This window comes from Kitasatospora sp. Root107, assembly GCF_001424875.1.
In the GTDB taxonomy this organism is placed as follows: domain Bacteria; phylum Actinomycetota; class Actinomycetes; order Streptomycetales; family Streptomycetaceae; genus Kitasatospora.
On sequence record NZ_LMCT01000017.1, the window covers coordinates 63240 to 77554 of the forward strand.

Below are 14315 nucleotides of genomic sequence, written 5' to 3' on the forward strand. Positions count from 1 at the left end.
CTTCATCACCACCATCATCTGCATGCGCGCGCCCGGCATGACGATGTTCCGGATGTCGATCTTCGTCTGGAACGTCCTGCTGACCGCCGTGCTGGTGCTGCTGGCCTTCCCGGTCCTCGCGGCCGCGCTGTTCGCCCTCGAGGCGGACCGGAAGTTCGGGGCGCACGTCTTCGACCCGGCCAACGGCGGGGCGCTGCTCTGGCAGCACCTGTTCTGGTTCTTCGGCCACCCCGAGGTGTACATCATCGCGCTGCCGTTCTTCGGCATCGTCTCCGAGGTCATCCCGGTCTTCAGCCGCAAGCCGATGTTCGGCTACTCCGGCCTGATCGCGGCCACCATCGCGATCGCCGGTCTGTCGGTCACGGTGTGGGCGCACCACATGTACGTCACGGGACAGGTCCTGCTGCCGTTCTTCTCGTTCATGACCTTCCTGATCGCGGTCCCGACCGGTGTGAAGTTCTTCAACTGGGTCGGCACCATGTGGAAGGGCTCGCTGAGCTTCGAGACCCCGATGCTCTGGACGGTCGGCTTCCTGGTGACCTTCCTGTTCGGTGGTCTGACGGGTGTTCTGCTCGCCTCCCCGCCGATCGACTTCTCCGTCTCGGACTCGTACTTCGTGGTGGCGCACTTCCACTACGTGGTGTTCGGCACCGTGGTGTTCGCGATGTTCGCCGGCTTCCACTTCTGGTGGCCGAAGATGACCGGCAAGATGCTCGACGAGCGCCTAGGGCATGCCCCGCCGCTACGCCGACTACCTGGCCTCGGACGGCTTCACCACGCTGAACACCATCTCGACCGTCGCGTCGTTCCTGCTCGGTCTGTCGATCCTGCCGTTCCTCTACAACGTCTGGAAGACCGCGAAGTACGGCGAGAAGATCGAGGTCGACGACCCGTGGGGCTACGGCCGTTCGCTGGAGTGGGCGACCTCCTGCCCGCCGCCGCGGCACAACTTCCTCACCCTGCCCCGGATCCGTTCGGAATCCCCGGCGTTCGACCTGCACCACCCGGACATCGCCGCGCTCGACTACCTCGAGTACCACGGTGAGCCGGCCAAGCACTTCGAGGGCGTCACGCCCGCGAAGTACGACGCCCCTTCGCTGGGCAAGGGCCTGAAGAAGGAGGGTGACGCCTGATGAAGGAACAGGGCAAGATCTTCATCGGTTTCGCCGTCTTCATCCTGGCGATGGCCATCACCTACGGCGTGTGGACCAACCACTCCGACCTCGGTGTGGAGGCCGCCGGTACCACGGCGCTCTTCCTCGCCTTCGGCCTGTGCGCGATGGTCGGCTACTACCTCGCCTACACCGCCAAGCGGGTCGACACCGGCGCGGGCGACAACCCCGAGGCCGAGGTCGCGGACGACTCCGGCGAGATGGGCTTCTTCGCCCCGCACAGCTGGCAGCCGCTCTCGCTGGCGATCGGTGGCGCGCTCGCGTTCATGGGCGTCATCTTCGGCTGGTGGCTGCTGTACTGGTCGATCCCGATCATCCTGATCGGCCTGTTCGGCTGGGTCTTCGAGTTCTACCGCGGTGAGGACCAGAACCAGTAGGTTCCCCTCTCCTCCGCACCGGGCGGCCGGGCATCCCTGACGGGGTGTCCGGCCGTTCGCGTCGGACCGCCCCGTCAGGGCCCACCGGGTGGTCCGCTCACCCGGTCGGGCCAACCCGGACTGCGGGCGGAGGCTGCCCGGGGCTGACTGTTCTTACGATCTGATACGTCGTCGGTTCGAGGAGGCAGCCCGTGAAGACCAGGCACGGAGTCGCACTGACGGCCGTACTGATGCTGGCCCCGGTGGCCGGCTGCTCCTCCTCCGGGAGTGCCCCGGCCGCGATACAGCCGGTGGGGCCGGTGGACGTGAGCGGGCTGGTGCACACCTCGGCCGGCGGCGAGGTGGACCCGGCGAAACCTTTCAGCATCACCGCGGACCAGGGCGGCCACCTCACCGACGTCACCGTCACCGGAGCCGACGGCCGGGTGGTGGCCGGGCAGTTGGCGGCCGACCTGTTGAGCTGGCAGAGCACCAGCCGGCTCAAGGCGGGCACCAGGTACACGGTGCGGGTGGCCGCCGACGACGGCCGGGGCGGGCGGGGCGAGACCAGCAGCGAGTTCGGCACCGCGGCCGCGCAGCAGTTGCTCACCGCCGAGCTGGGCCCCGACTCCTCGGGCACCGGCCTCTACGGTGTGGGCCAGCCGCTCACCGTGAAGCTCTCCGAGGCGGTCAAGGACCCTGCCGGGCGTCAGGAGGTCGAACGCGGCCTGACGGTGGTCTCCGAGCCCGCCGTGACGGGTGCCTGGTACTGGGTGGACGACAGGAACCTGCACTTCCGGCCGAAGGAGTACTGGCCCGCCAACACGAAGATCCGGCTGGGCTACGACCTGCAGGGCGTGCCGGTCGCCGACGGCCTGTACGGCGGCGAGGCGGTCACCCGCTCACTGCGGACCGGCGACCGGGTCGAGGTGGTGGTGGACGCCGCCTCGCACTACCTGACGTACCGTCGCAACGGCCAGGAGATCAAGTCCATCCCGGTCACCACCGGCAAACCCGGCTTCGACACCCGCAACGGCATCAAGGTGGTGCTGGGGCAGGAGGCCCAGGTCCGGATGAACGGCGAGTCGATCGGCATCCGGGACGGCAGCACCGAGGCCTACGACCTCCAGGTGCAGTGGGCCACCCGGGTCACCTGGAGCGGCGAGTACGTGCACGCCGCCCCCTGGTCGGTCGGCTCGCAGGGCGAGGAGAACGTCAGCCACGGCTGCACCGGTATGAGCACCGACAACGCCAAGTGGTTCTTCGACCAGACCCGGATCGGCGACCTGGTCCAGGTCGTCAACAGCAAGGGCGCCACCATGGAGCGCTTCGGCAACGGCTTCGGCGACTGGAACGTCCCCTGGGACGAGTGGCTCAAGCACTCCGCCCTCGGCCGGCCGGTCGCCACCGCGGGGGCCCAGGCCGCGGCCGCGGGCGACGCTCCGGTGATCGGCTGACGGGGCCTCAGAGCCGCTCGCCGAGCAGCACTGCGAGGCCGTCCAGCAGGCGCTGCAGGCCGAACTCGAACAGGCTGTCCAGGTCGAACTCGTACTCGGCGGCGATGAGCCGCTCGAAGGCCGGGAAGCGGCCGTCGGCCAGCGCGGTCAGCAACGCGGGCTCCTGGGAGTCCAGCCACTCGGCTGCGTCCAGGCCGGTGGCGGCCTCGGCCTCGGTCTCCGCCTCGATGGCGACGGCGGTGCCCCGGATGTAGTTGAACAGGGTCAGGTGCGCGGTGAAGACCGTCGAGGTGTCGAGCCCGCGCCTCTCCAGCGAGGCCAGCACCCACTCGGTGAAGGGCAGCGCGGCCGGCACCGGCCGGGGGCGGGTCAGCGAGAGCACCGGGGCCAGCCAGGGGTGGCTGCGGAAGATCCGCCAGAGCTGCCGGGCGGCCAGTTCGAGCCGGTCCCGCCAGCCGTCCGGTGCGGTGGCGGGCAGCGGCCACTCGGCGAAGGCCGCGTCCATCATCCGGGTCAGCAGCTCGTCCTTGTCGGCGACATGGCGGTAGAGCGACATCGTCGCCACGCCCAGTTCGGCGGCGACCCGGCGCATCGAGGCGGCGGCCAGGCCCTCCCGGTCGGCGACGACGGTCGCGGTGCTGACGATCCGTTCGAGGGTGAGCGCCTGCGCGGGAGCGGTCCGCACCGGGGCGGGCGCCGGCGTGGGGGGCGCCGGACGGTGCCGGGCTGCGACCACGGTGCCGACGCCCGGGACGGCGTGCACCAGCCCGGCCAGGCGCAGTTCGGTGAGCACCTTGGTGGCGGTCGCCATCGCGACGCCCCACTGCCGGGTGATCTCCCGGGTCGAGGGCACCCGGTCGCCGGGGGCCAGCTCGCCGGTCTCGATCCGCTGCCGCAGCTCGGCGACGATCCGGCACCAGCCTGGCCCTGGTCGGCGCCTACGTGCTGGCGGGCGAGCTGGGCGCCGCCGGTGGCGACCACCGGGTGGCCTTCGCCCGGTACGACCGGGTGCTCCGCCCGTACGTGGCCAGGGCCCAGCAACTGCCGCCCGGCGGGGTGAAGGGCTACGCGCCGGACGGTGCGCTGGGCATCCGGCTGCGGGACGCCTCGATGCGGTCGATGAACCGCTGGCCGATGCGGAGGATACTCGCCGCGCAGTTCGCCAAGGCGGGGGACATCACGTTGCCCGAGTACCCCCTGACGGAGGCTCAGCGATAGGCGAGCCCCAGGGCGGTGGTGACGGCGGCGAGGGCGTCGGTGTGGGTGAGGCCGAGGCGGGCGGCGCGTTCGGCGTAGTCGGTGGCGGCTGCGGCGGCGAGGCGGTGGGCGGTGTCGCCGGTGGCGGCGATCAGGGTGCCGCGGCGGCCGTGGGTCTCGACCACGCCGTCGGCCTCCAGTTCGCGGTAGGCGCGGGCCACCGTGTTGGCGGCCAGGCCGAGTTCCTCGGCGAGGGCCCGGACGGTGGGGAGCTTGAGTCCGGCCGGCAGTGCCCCGCTCCGCGCCTGGTCGGCGATCTGGGCCCGGACCTGCTCGTACGGGGGAGTGGCGGCATCGTGGTCGACGGACAGCTGCACGGGATCTCCTGACGGTTCGTTACCACTCATTCTGCCGCAGGAAGGCCGATGGCCCCCCACCGTGAACGGTGGGGGGCCATCGGCTGTGGCGGTACGAGTATCAGTGGTGGCCGTGGCCGCTGGTGATCTCGTGGTGCTCCTCGGCGGTGGGCTTGGGGATCTGGGTCCCCTCGCCGTAGAAGCCCTGGGAGAGCTTCGCGCGGGTCTTGGCGATGACGCCGACCTTGCGCTTGACGCCGTTCTCGTCGAACTCGGCCGGCAGCTCGAGCGGCTGCGGCTGCTCGTGCGCGGTGTACGTGTGAAGCTTGGCCGCGGGCAGCTGGGCGTGCACCTCGACGAACTCACCGTGCGGCAGGCGCTTGATGACGCCGGTCTCGCGACCGTGCAGCACCTTGTCCTTGTCGCGACGCTGGAGGCCGAGGCACCAGCGCTTGGTGACGAAGAAGGTGATCACCGGCACCACGAAGAAACCGACCCGCACGAAGTACGTGATGTCGTTCAGCGAGAGGTGCAGGTGGGTGGCGAGCAGGTCGTTGCCACCACCGATCAGCAGCACCAGGTACAGGCTGATCCAGGCCGCGCCGAGACCGGTGCGGACCGGGGCGTTGCGCGGGCGGTCCAGGATGTGGTGCTCGCGCTTGTCGCCGGTCACCCAGCTCTCGATGAACGGGTAGACCGCGATGGCGACCAGCACCAGCGGGAAGACCATCAGCGGCACGAACACACCGAGGTTGAGGGTGTGGCCCCAGAGGCCGATCTCCCAGCCCGGCATGATGCGGATCAGACCCTCGGAGAAGCCCATGTACCAGTCCGGCTGGGCGTCGGTGGACACCTGGTCGGGGCGGTACGGGCCGTACGCCCAGATCGGGTTGACCGTGGCGATCGCCGAGCAGGCCGAGATGATGCCGAAGACCAGGAAGAAGAAGCCACCGGCCTTGGCCATGTAGACCGGCATCAGCGGCATGCCGACGACGTTCTTCTCGGTCTTGCCCGGGCCCGCCCACTGGGTGTGCTTGTGGTAGAAGACCAGGATCAGGTGCGCGACCAGCAGGCCGAGCATGATGCCGGGAATCAGCAGCACGTGGATGGTGAAGAACCGCGGCACGATGTCGGTGCCGGGGAACTCCCCGCCGTACAGGAACATCTGCAGGTAGGTGCCGACCAGCGGCACGGCCAGGACCGCGCCCTCCATGAAGCGGACACCCGTGCCCGAGAGCAGGTCGTCGGGGAGCGAGTAGCCCATGAAGCCGTCGAACATGCCGAGGAACAGCAGCAGGAACCCGAACAGCCAGTTGATCTCGCGCGGCTTGCGGAACGCGCCGGTGAAGAAGACGCGCATCATGTGCACGAGCATCGCGGCGACGAAGACGATCGCGGCCCAGTGGTGGATCTGACGGATCAGCAGGCCACCGCGGACCTCGAACGAGATGCGCAGGGTGGAGGCGTACGCCTCCGACATCCGGATGCCGTCGAGCGGGGCGTAGGAGCCGTGGTAGACGACCTCGCCCATGCTCGGGTTGAAGAACAGCGTCAGGTAGACGCCGGTCAGGATGATGATGATGAAGGTGTAGAGGCAGATCTCACCGAGCATGAAGGACCAGTGGTCCGGGAAGATCTTCCGCAGGTTGGACTTGGCCAGGGTGTAGAGGCCGAGCCGGCCGTCCACCCAGTCCGCGGCCGACTCCGCCTTGTTGGCGGGCTTGGCACGGGTGCTGGCCGGCTTTGCGGCACCCTTGGTGCTGCTCGCGGTCATCGGCTGCGCTCCCAGTAACTCGGGCCAACGGGCTCGTCGAAGTCGCCGGTGGCGACCAGGAAGCCCTTCTCGTCAACAGTGATCTTCAGCTGCGGCAGCGGGTGACCGGCCGGGCCGAAGATGACGCGGGCGCCGTCCGCCAGGTCGAAGGTCGACTGGTGGCAGGGGCAGAGCGCGTGGTGGGTCTGCTGCTCGTAGAGGCTGATCGGGCAGCCGACGTGGGTGCAGATCTTCGAGTAGGCGAGGATGCCCTCGAAGCCCAGTTCGGCGGACTGCTTGTCCTTGAGGTCCCCCGGAGCGATCCGGACGAGCATCAGGGCGTCCTTGGCGATCTGGACCTGGAAGTCGTGCGCGTCCTCCTCGAGGCCCTCGGGCTTCGCGAAGCTCAGCGAGCCGACGGTGATGTCCTCGGGCTTCATCGGCTCGTTGGTGTTCATGTTGATCAGCTGGATCGGCTTGGCCGGAGTGGCCTCGTCCCAGCCGGTGTGCTCCAGCTTGTCCTCGGGCAGCGGCCCGAGGTCGCGGAGCAGCACCACACCGGAGAGCGGCACCAGGGCCATCGACCCGATCAGGGTGTTGCGGATCATCTTGCGGCGGCCGAAGCCGGACTCGGCGGCGCCGGTCTTGAACTGCTCGATGACGTCCGCGCGGACCTCGTCGTCGGCCTCGATCGCGTGGCGCTCGGCCGGCAGCTCGTGGTCCGACATCAGGGTGCGGGCCCAGTGGACCGCGCCCGCGCCGATGCAGAAGAGCGCCACCCCGAGGGTCAGGCCCAGCGAGAAGTTCAGCGCGCTGACGTGACCGATCGGGAAGATGTAGACGATCTTGTCGATCGGGAAGATCACGAAGGACGCGATGAACCCGACGGTCGACAGCATCGACAGGATGAAGAGCAGCGAGACCTGACGCTCGGCCCGCTGGGCGGCCCGCTCGTCGATGTCGGTGCGACGCGGCTCGTGGGCCGGCAGACCCGGGTCGGCGAACGGGTCACCGTGGGCGGCGACTTCGGTGCCGTGGGAGTCGTGCGACTCCGGCAGGGTGTCCTTGGACATGTCGTGGCTCATGACTTCTTGGCCTTGGTGGTGTGGGCGGCGACCCAGATCGCGATCGCGATCAGGCTGCCGAGTCCGAAGATCCAACCGAACAGACCCTCGGTCACCGGGCCGAGGCTGCCCAGGGTCAGACCGCCGGGGTTGGGCTCGTCGTTGGTGGTGTGGCGGACGAACGCCACGATCTGCCGCTTCTGCTCCTCGGGCATGATGCCGTCGGGGAAGGAGGGCATGTTCTGCGGGCCGGTCTGCATGGCCTCGTAGATGTGCTTGGCGTCCACGCCGTCGAGAGCGGGAGCGTACTTGCCCTGCGAGAGGGCACCGCCCTGGCCCGCGAAGTTGTGGCACTGGGCGCAGTTGGTACGGAACAGCTCGCCACCCTTGGCGACGTCGTCCGGGTTGGTGGAGGTGTACTGCTCCTTGCCCGGAACGACCGGGCCCGGGCCGAGCGAGGCCACGAAGGCGGCCATCTGGTCGATCTCGGGCTGGGAGTAGATGGTCTTCTTCTTCGGCACCTGGGCGCCGGGCTGCTGGGCCGGCATCCGGCCGGTGCCGACCTGGAAGTCCACCGCGGCGGAGCCGACGCCGACCAGGCTCGGACCGTCCGAGCTGCCCTCGCCGTTCAGACCATGGCAGGAGGAGCAGCCCACGGCGAAGAGCTTCTTGCCCTCCTCGATCGCGAGCGTCTGCACCGAGCTGTCGGCCTGCGCCTTCTCGGCGGGCGCGAACGCGGCGTACAGCCCCCCGGTGGCCGCCAGGGCGAAGAGTAGGACGACCAGCGCCGCCAGTGGATGGCGCCGTCGTGCGGAGAGCTTTTTCACGGATTAACCCCGGGGTCAGGATCTGGTCGGCTGGTGGGCGTGCCTCGCGGCCCGGTCTGCCCGGGTCGGCTGCGGGGACGCGCGCGGTCGGTCGGTGCGGGTACGGCTCCGGCCGTCGGCCAGCGACCTGATCAGCTGGTTACTTGATCAGGTAGATGGTCGCGAACAGGGCGATCCACACGACATCGACGAAGTGCCAGTAGTACGACACCACGATCGCGGCGGTGGCCTGCTCGTGCGTGAACCGCTTGGCTGCGTACGTCCGTGCCAGGACCAGCAGGAACGCGATCAGACCACCCGTCACGTGCATGCCGTGAAAGCCGGTGGTCAGGTAGAACACCGTGCCGTACGCGTCCGAGGACAGCGAGAGGCCGTCCTTCTTGACCAGCTCGGTGTACTCGAAGATCTGGCCGCCGATGAAGATCGCGCCCATCACGAAGGTGATGATGAACCACGAGCGGAGCTTCTTCACGTCACCGCGCTCGGCGGCGAAGACGCCGAGCTGGCAGGTGAGGGAGGAGAGCACCAGGATCGTGGTGTTCACCGAGGAGAAGGGCACGTTGAGGGCGTGAGCCTTCTCGGCCCAGAACTCCGCGCCCTTGACCGAGCGGAGCGTGAAGTACATCGCGAACAGGGCCGCGAAGAACATCAGCTCCGAGCTCAGCCAGACGATGGTTCCGACGCTGACCAGGTTCGGCCTGTTGACCGCTCCGTGCGCGTGTCCGGTTTCTGTTGCTGTTGCTGTCGCCACGACGGACATTATGTCGGTCCCTTATTCCGTCTTCACGCCGGGGGGTGTACCTCGGAGTGTCCGGTGCGTGCGGTATGCCCTGTTGGCAGCCGACGGGGCGTCGGACGAGGGCTCCGAGGAGGCGGTGTCCCATTTCTGACGGTTCATTGACGGCAGGTGTACCCGTTCGCTCCGCGTGTTCCTGCGGGGCGCGGGGGTGCCGGTCGGCTAGCGGGTCCGCCGTACGAGTGGAACAGCACTTCTGGGGTGACGATCCGTCGCCCGTGTGCGCGACGGGCGTGGCGGCTCGTCGGACGGAGATCGCGCCAGGGGGTCACCACGGGGGGTGTGCGGGAGTAGCATCCGGAGGTGAACGTGGTCCGGGTCACACCGGGCCGGGTTGAGCCGACACACGGTACGACGCACGGTACAAAAATGAGCACAGCCATATAAGAGGACGAGTACCCGGGAGCAGGGCCCATGGCGCACACGACCGACGAGACGCTCACCGTCCTCGTCTACAGCGACGACCGGAACACCCGTGAGCAGGTCACCCTCGCGCTGGGCCGCCGCCCCGCCGCCGACCTCCCCGAGGTCGACGTGCTGGAGTGCGCCACGGTGCCCGCCGTGCTCCGCGCTCTGGAGAAGGGCGGGATCGACCTCTGCGTGCTGGACGGCGAGGCCGTCCCGGCCGGCGGCCTCGGGGTGGCCCGGCAGATCAAGGACGAGATCTACGGCTGCCCGCCGGTGCTGGTGCTGATCGGCCGCCCGCAGGACTCCTGGCTGGCCGCCTGGAGCCGGGCCGAGGCCGCGATCTCCCACCCGGTCGACCCGGTGGCGCTGGCGGAGGCCGCCGCCACCCTGCTCCGGGGCCGGGTGGCCAAGCGCACCCCGGCGCACCGCTGAGGGGCCGTCAGCCCGCGTCTCACCTGTAGAGAAGCACCCCGCATCCGGGCACCCCGGATCGCTAGGCTGGCTCCAGCATCCCCGATCGAGAGCTGGAGTCAGCCATGGTGAACGCACAACCTGCGAACGGCGGTAGCGACCCCACGCAGGTGGTCCGCACCTGGCCGGACCTGCTGAGCGCACTGCTGGCCGGGCAGGACCTCGGCCAGGGCGACACCGCCTGGGCGATGGACCGGATCATGGGCGGCGAGGCCACCCCCGTCCAGGTGGCCGGCTTCGTGGTCGCGCTCCGGGCCAAGGGCGAGACCGTGGACGAGATCGCCGGTCTGGTCGACTCGATGTACGCGCACGCCGTGCAACTGCACATCCCGGGCCCGGCGGTGGACATCGTCGGCACCGGTGGCGACCGTGCCAAGACGGTGAACATCTCCACCATGTCGGCGATCGTCGCGGCCGCCGCCGGAGCCAAGGTGGTCAAGCACGGCAACCGCGCCGCCTCCTCCGCCAGCGGTGCCACCGACGTGCTGGAGAAGCTCGGCATCAGCCCGGACGTGACGCCCGCCCGGGTGGCCGAGATCGCCGAGGAGGTCGGCCTGACCTTCTGCCCGGCGCCGATGTTCCACCCGGCGATGCGGCACGCCGCCCCGGCCCGCCGTGACCTCGGGGTGCCGACCGCCTTCAACATCCTCGGCCCGCTGACCAACCCGGCCCGGGTCACCGCGCACGCGATCGGCTGCTTCGACACCCGGCTGGCCGGGCTGATCGCCGGTGTGCTGGCCCGGCGCGGCGCCACCGCACTGGTCTTCCGGGGCGACGACGGCCTGGACGAGCTGACCATCTCCACCACCTCGCACGTCTGGCTGGTGAAGGACGGTCAGGTCACCGAGACCGTCTTCGACCCGCGCGAGGTCGGCATCGAGCCGGTGGGCATCGAGGCACTGCGAGGCGGCGACCCGCAGTTCAACGCCGACGTGGCCCGCCGGATGCTGGCGGGGGAGCGCGGCCCGGTCCGGGACGCCGTCCTGCTGAACAGCGCCGCCGCGCTGACCGCGCTGGAGCTGACCGACGCCCCGCTGGCCGAGCAGCTCGCGGCCGGGATGGCGCGGGCCGCCGCCGCCATCGACTCGGGTGCGGCGGAGGCCCTGCTGAAGGACTGGGCGGCGGCCACCACCCGTTCCTGAACGGTGAGTTGAGGGCCCGGCAGGCTACCTGCCGGGCCTTCCTGCTGTCCGGATGGCGGACATCTGTTTGACCACTTCTCGGCGGCTCGCCTAGAGTCCTCGGCAGGTCATGAGTGACAGCGACAAGCCCCAGCTTGCTGTCCGGCAACCCTCCGTCCGTGGCGGGGTGCCCTGGGTGAGGACCGGGCTCCGCGGCGAACCGTCCGCGTGGCAAGCGCGGACGTCGGCGGCACAGCTGCACCCCGAGGTCCCGGACCTTTCCAGGAGTGCACCCTCATGTCCGTTTCCACCGAACTCTGCGCCCCGCTCGCCGTCCTCGGCCACGACGTCCAGGTCCCGCTGGTCTCCGGCGAGAAGGTCACCTACGCCGCCCTGGACTACGCCGCCAGCTCCCCGGCGCTGCAGCGGGTCTGGGACGACGTCGCCGCCTACGCCCCGTACTACGGCAGCGTGCACCGCGGCGCCGGGTACCTCTCCCAGCTCTCCACCGACCTGTTCGAGCAGAGCCGCCGCACCGTCGAGGAGTTCCTCGACCTGCGGGAGGGTGACCAGGTGGTCTTCACCCGGGCCACCACCGACTCGCTCAACCTGCTGGCCGGTGTGCTGCCGGCGGGCACCCGGGTGTTCGCCTTCGAGACCGAGCACCACGCCTCGCTGCTGCCCTGGCGCCGGGACGGCCTGACCGTCAGTTACCTCCGCGCCCCGCGCTCGCACGCCGAGGCGGTCGCCGCACTGGACGCCGCGCTGGCCGAGCAGCCCGCCGAGCACCGGCTGTTCTGCGTCACCGGCGCCTCCAACGTCACCGGCGAGCTCTGGCCGGTCGCCGAGCTGACCGAGGTCGCGCACCGGCACGGCGCCCGGGTGGTGCTGGACGCCGCCCAGCTCGCACCCCACCACCGGGTCTCGGTGCGGGAGTTGGGCGTGGACTGGATCGCCTTCTCCGGCCACAAGCTGTACGCCCCGTTCGGCGCCGGGGTGCTGGCCGGGCGCAGCGACTGGCTGGACGCGGCCGAGCCGTACCTGGCCGGCGGCGGCGCCAGCCGGACGGTGGCCCGCGAGCTGGACGGCTCGGTCGCGGTCGAGTGGCAGACCGGCCCGGCCCGGCACGAGGCCGGCTCCCCGAACGTGATCGGCGCCTACTCCATCGCCTCCGCCTGCCGGGCGCTGACCGAGGCCGGGTTCGTCGCGCTGGAGGCGCGCGAGCAGCAGCTGATCGACCGTCTGCAGGCCGGGCTGGCCGCGATCCCCGAGGTCCGGGTGCTCAGCCTGTTCGGCGAGCAGGCGGCCCGGGTCGGGGTGCTCTCGTTCGTGGTGCAGGGGTGGAACAGCTCGCACTTCTCGGCGGCGCTCTCGGCCGAGTACGGGATCGGCGTCCGGGACGGGCTGTTCTGCGCCCACCCGCTGGTGCGGACCCTGCTCGGCGGTGAGGAGGCCGCACCGTCCGAGTGCGGGGCGCCGGAGCCGTCGCTGCCCGGCGAGCGCAGCCTGAACGCGATCCGGGTCAGCTTCGGGGCCGGGACTCCGGACGAGCACCTGGAGCGGTTCCTGGCGGCCGTCCGCGAACTGGTCTCCGACGGGGCGGCCTGGAGCTACCGCAACGAGGGCGGGCGCTGCGTGGCCGACACCCGGCGGTAGTAGGTGCACCACCAGGGGCTCGGGGAACGGCGACGGTTCATGGCAGGCGGGTCACATGCGAAAGTGCCTGACCCGGTACGCACGGATCACCTTTTACGAGGTCGGCGTCGCAGTTCCCCGAGCCCCTGCCTTCCGAACCTGGGTGTCTATTCGTCGAGGCCCAAGGCGAAGGCTGCTTCGAGGTCGTGCTTGGAGTAGGTGCGGAAGGCGATCTGGGTCTCGGTGTGCTCGACGCCCGGGATCTTGTTGAGGCGGCCGGGGATCACTGCGGCGAGGTCGTCGTGGTGCCGGACCCGGACCATCGCGACCAGGTCGTAGCCACCCGTCACCGAGTAGACCTCGCTGACGCCCTCGATCGAGGCGATCGCCTCGGCGATCTCGGGAATCCGGTCGACGCTGGTCCTGATGAGCACGATCGCGGTGATCACTCTGTCGCTCCTGTCCGTGGGTTCCGGGTCAGCGTAACGGTGACCCAGGTGGCCAGGTACCCGGCGGCGAAGCCGATGACGTGCACCGGGTAGGCCACCCCGGGGCCGTCCTGCCGGACCGAGAGCCACTGCAGCAGGAACCACAGCCCGAGCACCAGCCAGGCCGGGAAGCGCAGCGGCAGGAAGAGCAGCAGCGGCACCAACGTGGTGACCCGGGCCCGGGGGTACAGCCGCAGGTAGCTGCCGAGCACCCCGGCGATCGCGCCGGAGGCCCCGACCAGCGCCCGGACCGAGTCCGCCCCGTGCGCCTCCGCCAGCGCCCAGCCGTAGGTGGCCAGGTAACCGACCGTCAGGTAGCCGAGCAGGAACCGCACCCGGCCGAACCGCTGCTCGACGCCGGGGCCGAAGACGAACAGGAACAGTATGTTCCCGAGCAGGTGCAGCCACCCCGCGTGCACGAACAGCGAGCTGAGCACGGAGAGCACCGGGATCTTCCGGGGCGTCACCGGCGGCGGGCAGTCCGCGGTGGCCGGGGGCAGCCGGCCCAGCTGACCCGCCGTCAGCGGCCGGTTGGACAGCAGCTCGGCGGGCACCGCGCCCCAGCGCTGCTCGTACCGCTGCTCGGCGCAGACCCGGGCCGCGCCGGTGCCGTAGCGGGGGTTGAGGCCGAAGCTCGGGCCGATCAGCAGGGTCAGCGCGCTCAGCCCGATCAGGGTGAAGGTGACGATCGGTGGGCGCTCCGGCGTCCTGCCGTCCGGGGCGTCGAGGTGGTCCAGGACGGGGGTGGCCATAGCGGAGAGCATTCCTCCGGGCGCCGCCGCCGACACCGTCGGGTACTGCGAGTGGCCTACTGCCCGCATCACGGACCAGGTGGACCCGGGTGAACCCGCAGGCAATAGGCTTGGCCTTCCGGACCCTGGGTGACCGCCGTAAGGCGGCACCAACGAGAGGACTTGGCAGAATGACGATCGCCGCCCCGACCGCTGAGACCCGCTGGCGCTGCACCCTCTGTGGCAACCTGACCCGCTTCGACGTGACCCGGTCCTCCAAGGTGGTGGAGTTCCTGCACTTCGACCTCGCCGGTGACTCGAAGGTGGAGGAGACCGAGGTGCTGACCGAGACGCTGGAGTCGGTCCGCTGCCGCTGGTGCAACGCGGTCGACCAGGTCGAGCTGGTGGCCCGTCCGGACGCCGAGCAGGCGGCCCAGGAGCAGCAGGAGTCCTGACGCAGTGCACCGCCCGGGCCCGCGCGGA

Annotated in this window: 15 protein-coding genes, 1 pseudogene and 1 riboswitch; of the genes and pseudogenes, 8 read left to right on the forward strand and 8 right to left on the reverse strand. The window is 70.2% G+C overall.

What is annotated here, in order from left to right:
* From ASC99_RS40590 to ASC99_RS17325, 3 genes and pseudogenes are all read left to right on the forward strand, one after another.
* Window positions 1–1133, forward strand: a pseudogene (locus ASC99_RS40590) (cbb3-type cytochrome c oxidase subunit I); the annotation flags it as partial.
* Window positions 1133–1549, forward strand: coding sequence for a cytochrome c oxidase subunit 4 (locus tag ASC99_RS17320; RefSeq protein ID WP_057233005.1), 417 nt, complete (start codon window positions 1133–1135; stop codon window positions 1547–1549). The pseudogene ASC99_RS40590 and the gene ASC99_RS17320, both read left to right, overlap by 1 nt.
* Before the next feature lie 230 nt (window positions 1550–1779).
* Complete coding sequence (locus tag ASC99_RS17325; protein ID WP_057233104.1) at window positions 1780–2985, forward strand: Ig-like domain-containing protein; 1206 nt, start codon at window positions 1780–1782, stop codon at window positions 2983–2985.
* A gap of 7 nt (window positions 2986–2992) precedes the next feature.
* Here the strand turns inward: ASC99_RS17325 and ASC99_RS17330 are convergent, their stop codons facing one another.
* Complete coding sequence (locus ASC99_RS17330) at window positions 2993–3838, reverse strand: TetR/AcrR family transcriptional regulator C-terminal domain-containing protein (RefSeq protein WP_235502534.1); 846 nt, start codon at window positions 3836–3838, stop codon at window positions 2993–2995.
* An 89-nt stretch (window positions 3839–3927) separates the two neighbouring features.
* Between ASC99_RS17330 and ASC99_RS17335 the strand changes: the two genes are divergently transcribed.
* The gene (locus ASC99_RS17335; RefSeq protein WP_057233007.1) at window positions 3928–4203 is read left to right on the forward strand and encodes a hypothetical protein; all 276 of its coding nucleotides are present in this window, start codon (window positions 3928–3930) and stop codon (window positions 4201–4203) included.
* On the opposite strand, the gene ASC99_RS17340 is transcribed toward ASC99_RS17335, so the two are convergent.
* The 5 genes from ASC99_RS17340 to ASC99_RS17360 form a co-directional block, all read right to left on the reverse strand.
* Entirely contained in the window at window positions 4194–4589 is a 396-nt protein-coding gene (locus ASC99_RS17340) for a GntR family transcriptional regulator (protein WP_057233008.1), read from the reverse strand. The two genes, ASC99_RS17335 and ASC99_RS17340, sit on opposite strands and share 10 nt — an antisense overlap.
* Window positions 4590–4659: 70 nt before the next feature.
* A complete protein-coding gene (locus ASC99_RS17345; protein ID WP_057233009.1) occupies window positions 4660–6312 on the reverse strand; it encodes a cytochrome bc complex cytochrome b subunit in 1653 nt (550 codons plus the stop codon).
* A complete protein-coding gene (locus ASC99_RS17350) occupies window positions 6309–7376 on the reverse strand; it encodes a ubiquinol-cytochrome c reductase iron-sulfur subunit (RefSeq protein ID WP_082598404.1) in 1068 nt (355 codons plus the stop codon). The genes ASC99_RS17345 and ASC99_RS17350 overlap by 4 nt, the downstream gene beginning before the upstream one ends.
* On the reverse strand, window positions 7373–8182 hold the full coding sequence (locus ASC99_RS17355) for a c-type cytochrome (protein WP_057233010.1): 810 nt from the start codon (window positions 8180–8182) through the stop codon (window positions 7373–7375). Before ASC99_RS17355 ends, ASC99_RS17350 begins: the two co-directional genes overlap by 4 nt.
* 139 nt (window positions 8183–8321) lie before the next feature.
* Window positions 8322–8942, reverse strand: a complete 621-nt coding sequence (locus ASC99_RS17360) for a heme-copper oxidase subunit III (protein ID WP_057233011.1) — start codon at window positions 8940–8942, stop codon at window positions 8322–8324.
* Window positions 8943–9392: 450 nt separating this feature from the next.
* Between ASC99_RS17360 and ASC99_RS17365 the strand changes: the two genes are divergently transcribed.
* From ASC99_RS17365 to ASC99_RS17375, 3 genes are all read left to right on the forward strand, one after another.
* On the forward strand, window positions 9393–9818 hold the full coding sequence (locus ASC99_RS17365) for a response regulator transcription factor (RefSeq protein ID WP_057233012.1): 426 nt from the start codon (window positions 9393–9395) through the stop codon (window positions 9816–9818).
* A 104-nt stretch (window positions 9819–9922) separates the two neighbouring features.
* Window positions 9923–10999 carry an anthranilate phosphoribosyltransferase gene (gene trpD, locus ASC99_RS17370; RefSeq protein WP_057233013.1) on the forward strand — a complete coding sequence of 359 codons (1077 nt, stop codon included), beginning with the start codon at window positions 9923–9925 and terminating at the stop codon, window positions 10997–10999.
* A gap of 105 nt (window positions 11000–11104) precedes the next feature.
* A riboswitch (SAM riboswitch) is annotated at window positions 11105–11222 on the forward strand.
* Between the two features lie 53 nt (window positions 11223–11275).
* Window positions 11276–12634, forward strand: a complete 1359-nt coding sequence (locus ASC99_RS17375; protein WP_057233014.1) for an aminotransferase class V-fold PLP-dependent enzyme — start codon at window positions 11276–11278, stop codon at window positions 12632–12634.
* A gap of 146 nt (window positions 12635–12780) precedes the next feature.
* On the opposite strand, the gene ASC99_RS17380 is transcribed toward ASC99_RS17375, so the two are convergent.
* Both ASC99_RS17380 and ASC99_RS17385 read right to left on the reverse strand, forming a co-directional pair.
* Window positions 12781–13062, reverse strand: a complete 282-nt coding sequence (locus ASC99_RS17380; RefSeq protein WP_057233015.1) for an Lrp/AsnC family transcriptional regulator — start codon at window positions 13060–13062, stop codon at window positions 12781–12783.
* Complete coding sequence (locus tag ASC99_RS17385; RefSeq protein ID WP_057233016.1) at window positions 13059–13853, reverse strand: rhomboid family intramembrane serine protease; 795 nt, start codon at window positions 13851–13853, stop codon at window positions 13059–13061. Before ASC99_RS17385 ends, ASC99_RS17380 begins: the two co-directional genes overlap by 4 nt.
* A gap of 170 nt (window positions 13854–14023) precedes the next feature.
* Between ASC99_RS17385 and ASC99_RS17390 the strand changes: the two genes are divergently transcribed.
* Window positions 14024–14287: a hypothetical protein gene (locus tag ASC99_RS17390; protein WP_057233017.1), complete on the forward strand. Its 264-nt coding sequence runs from the start codon at window positions 14024–14026 to the stop codon at window positions 14285–14287.
* Window positions 14288–14315 lie beyond the last annotated feature (28 nt).

Coding starts and splice junctions, on each gene's coding strand:
- trpD (WP_057233013.1), top strand. CDS start 9,923: ATGGTGAACGCACAACCTGCGAACGGCGGTAGCGACCCCACGCAGGTG.
- ASC99_RS17385 (WP_057233016.1), bottom strand. CDS start 13,853: ATGGCCACCCCCGTCCTGGACCACCTCGACGCCCCGGACGGCAGGACG.
- ASC99_RS17375 (WP_057233014.1), top strand. CDS start 11,276: ATGTCCGTTTCCACCGAACTCTGCGCCCCGCTCGCCGTCCTCGGCCAC.
- ASC99_RS17320 (WP_057233005.1), top strand. CDS start 1,133: ATGAAGGAACAGGGCAAGATCTTCATCGGTTTCGCCGTCTTCATCCTG.
- ASC99_RS17360 (WP_057233011.1), bottom strand. CDS start 8,942: ATGTCCGTCGTGGCGACAGCAACAGCAACAGAAACCGGACACGCGCAC.
- ASC99_RS17340 (WP_057233008.1), bottom strand. CDS start 4,589: ATGAGTGGTAACGAACCGTCAGGAGATCCCGTGCAGCTGTCCGTCGAC.
- ASC99_RS17390 (WP_057233017.1), top strand. CDS start 14,024: ATGACGATCGCCGCCCCGACCGCTGAGACCCGCTGGCGCTGCACCCTC.
- ASC99_RS17345 (WP_057233009.1), bottom strand. CDS start 6,312: ATGACCGCGAGCAGCACCAAGGGTGCCGCAAAGCCGGCCAGCACCCGT.
- ASC99_RS17325 (WP_057233104.1), top strand. CDS start 1,780: ATGCTGGCCCCGGTGGCCGGCTGCTCCTCCTCCGGGAGTGCCCCGGCC.
- ASC99_RS17350 (WP_082598404.1), bottom strand. CDS start 7,376: ATGAGCCACGACATGTCCAAGGACACCCTGCCGGAGTCGCACGACTCC.
- ASC99_RS17365 (WP_057233012.1), top strand. CDS start 9,393: ATGGCGCACACGACCGACGAGACGCTCACCGTCCTCGTCTACAGCGAC.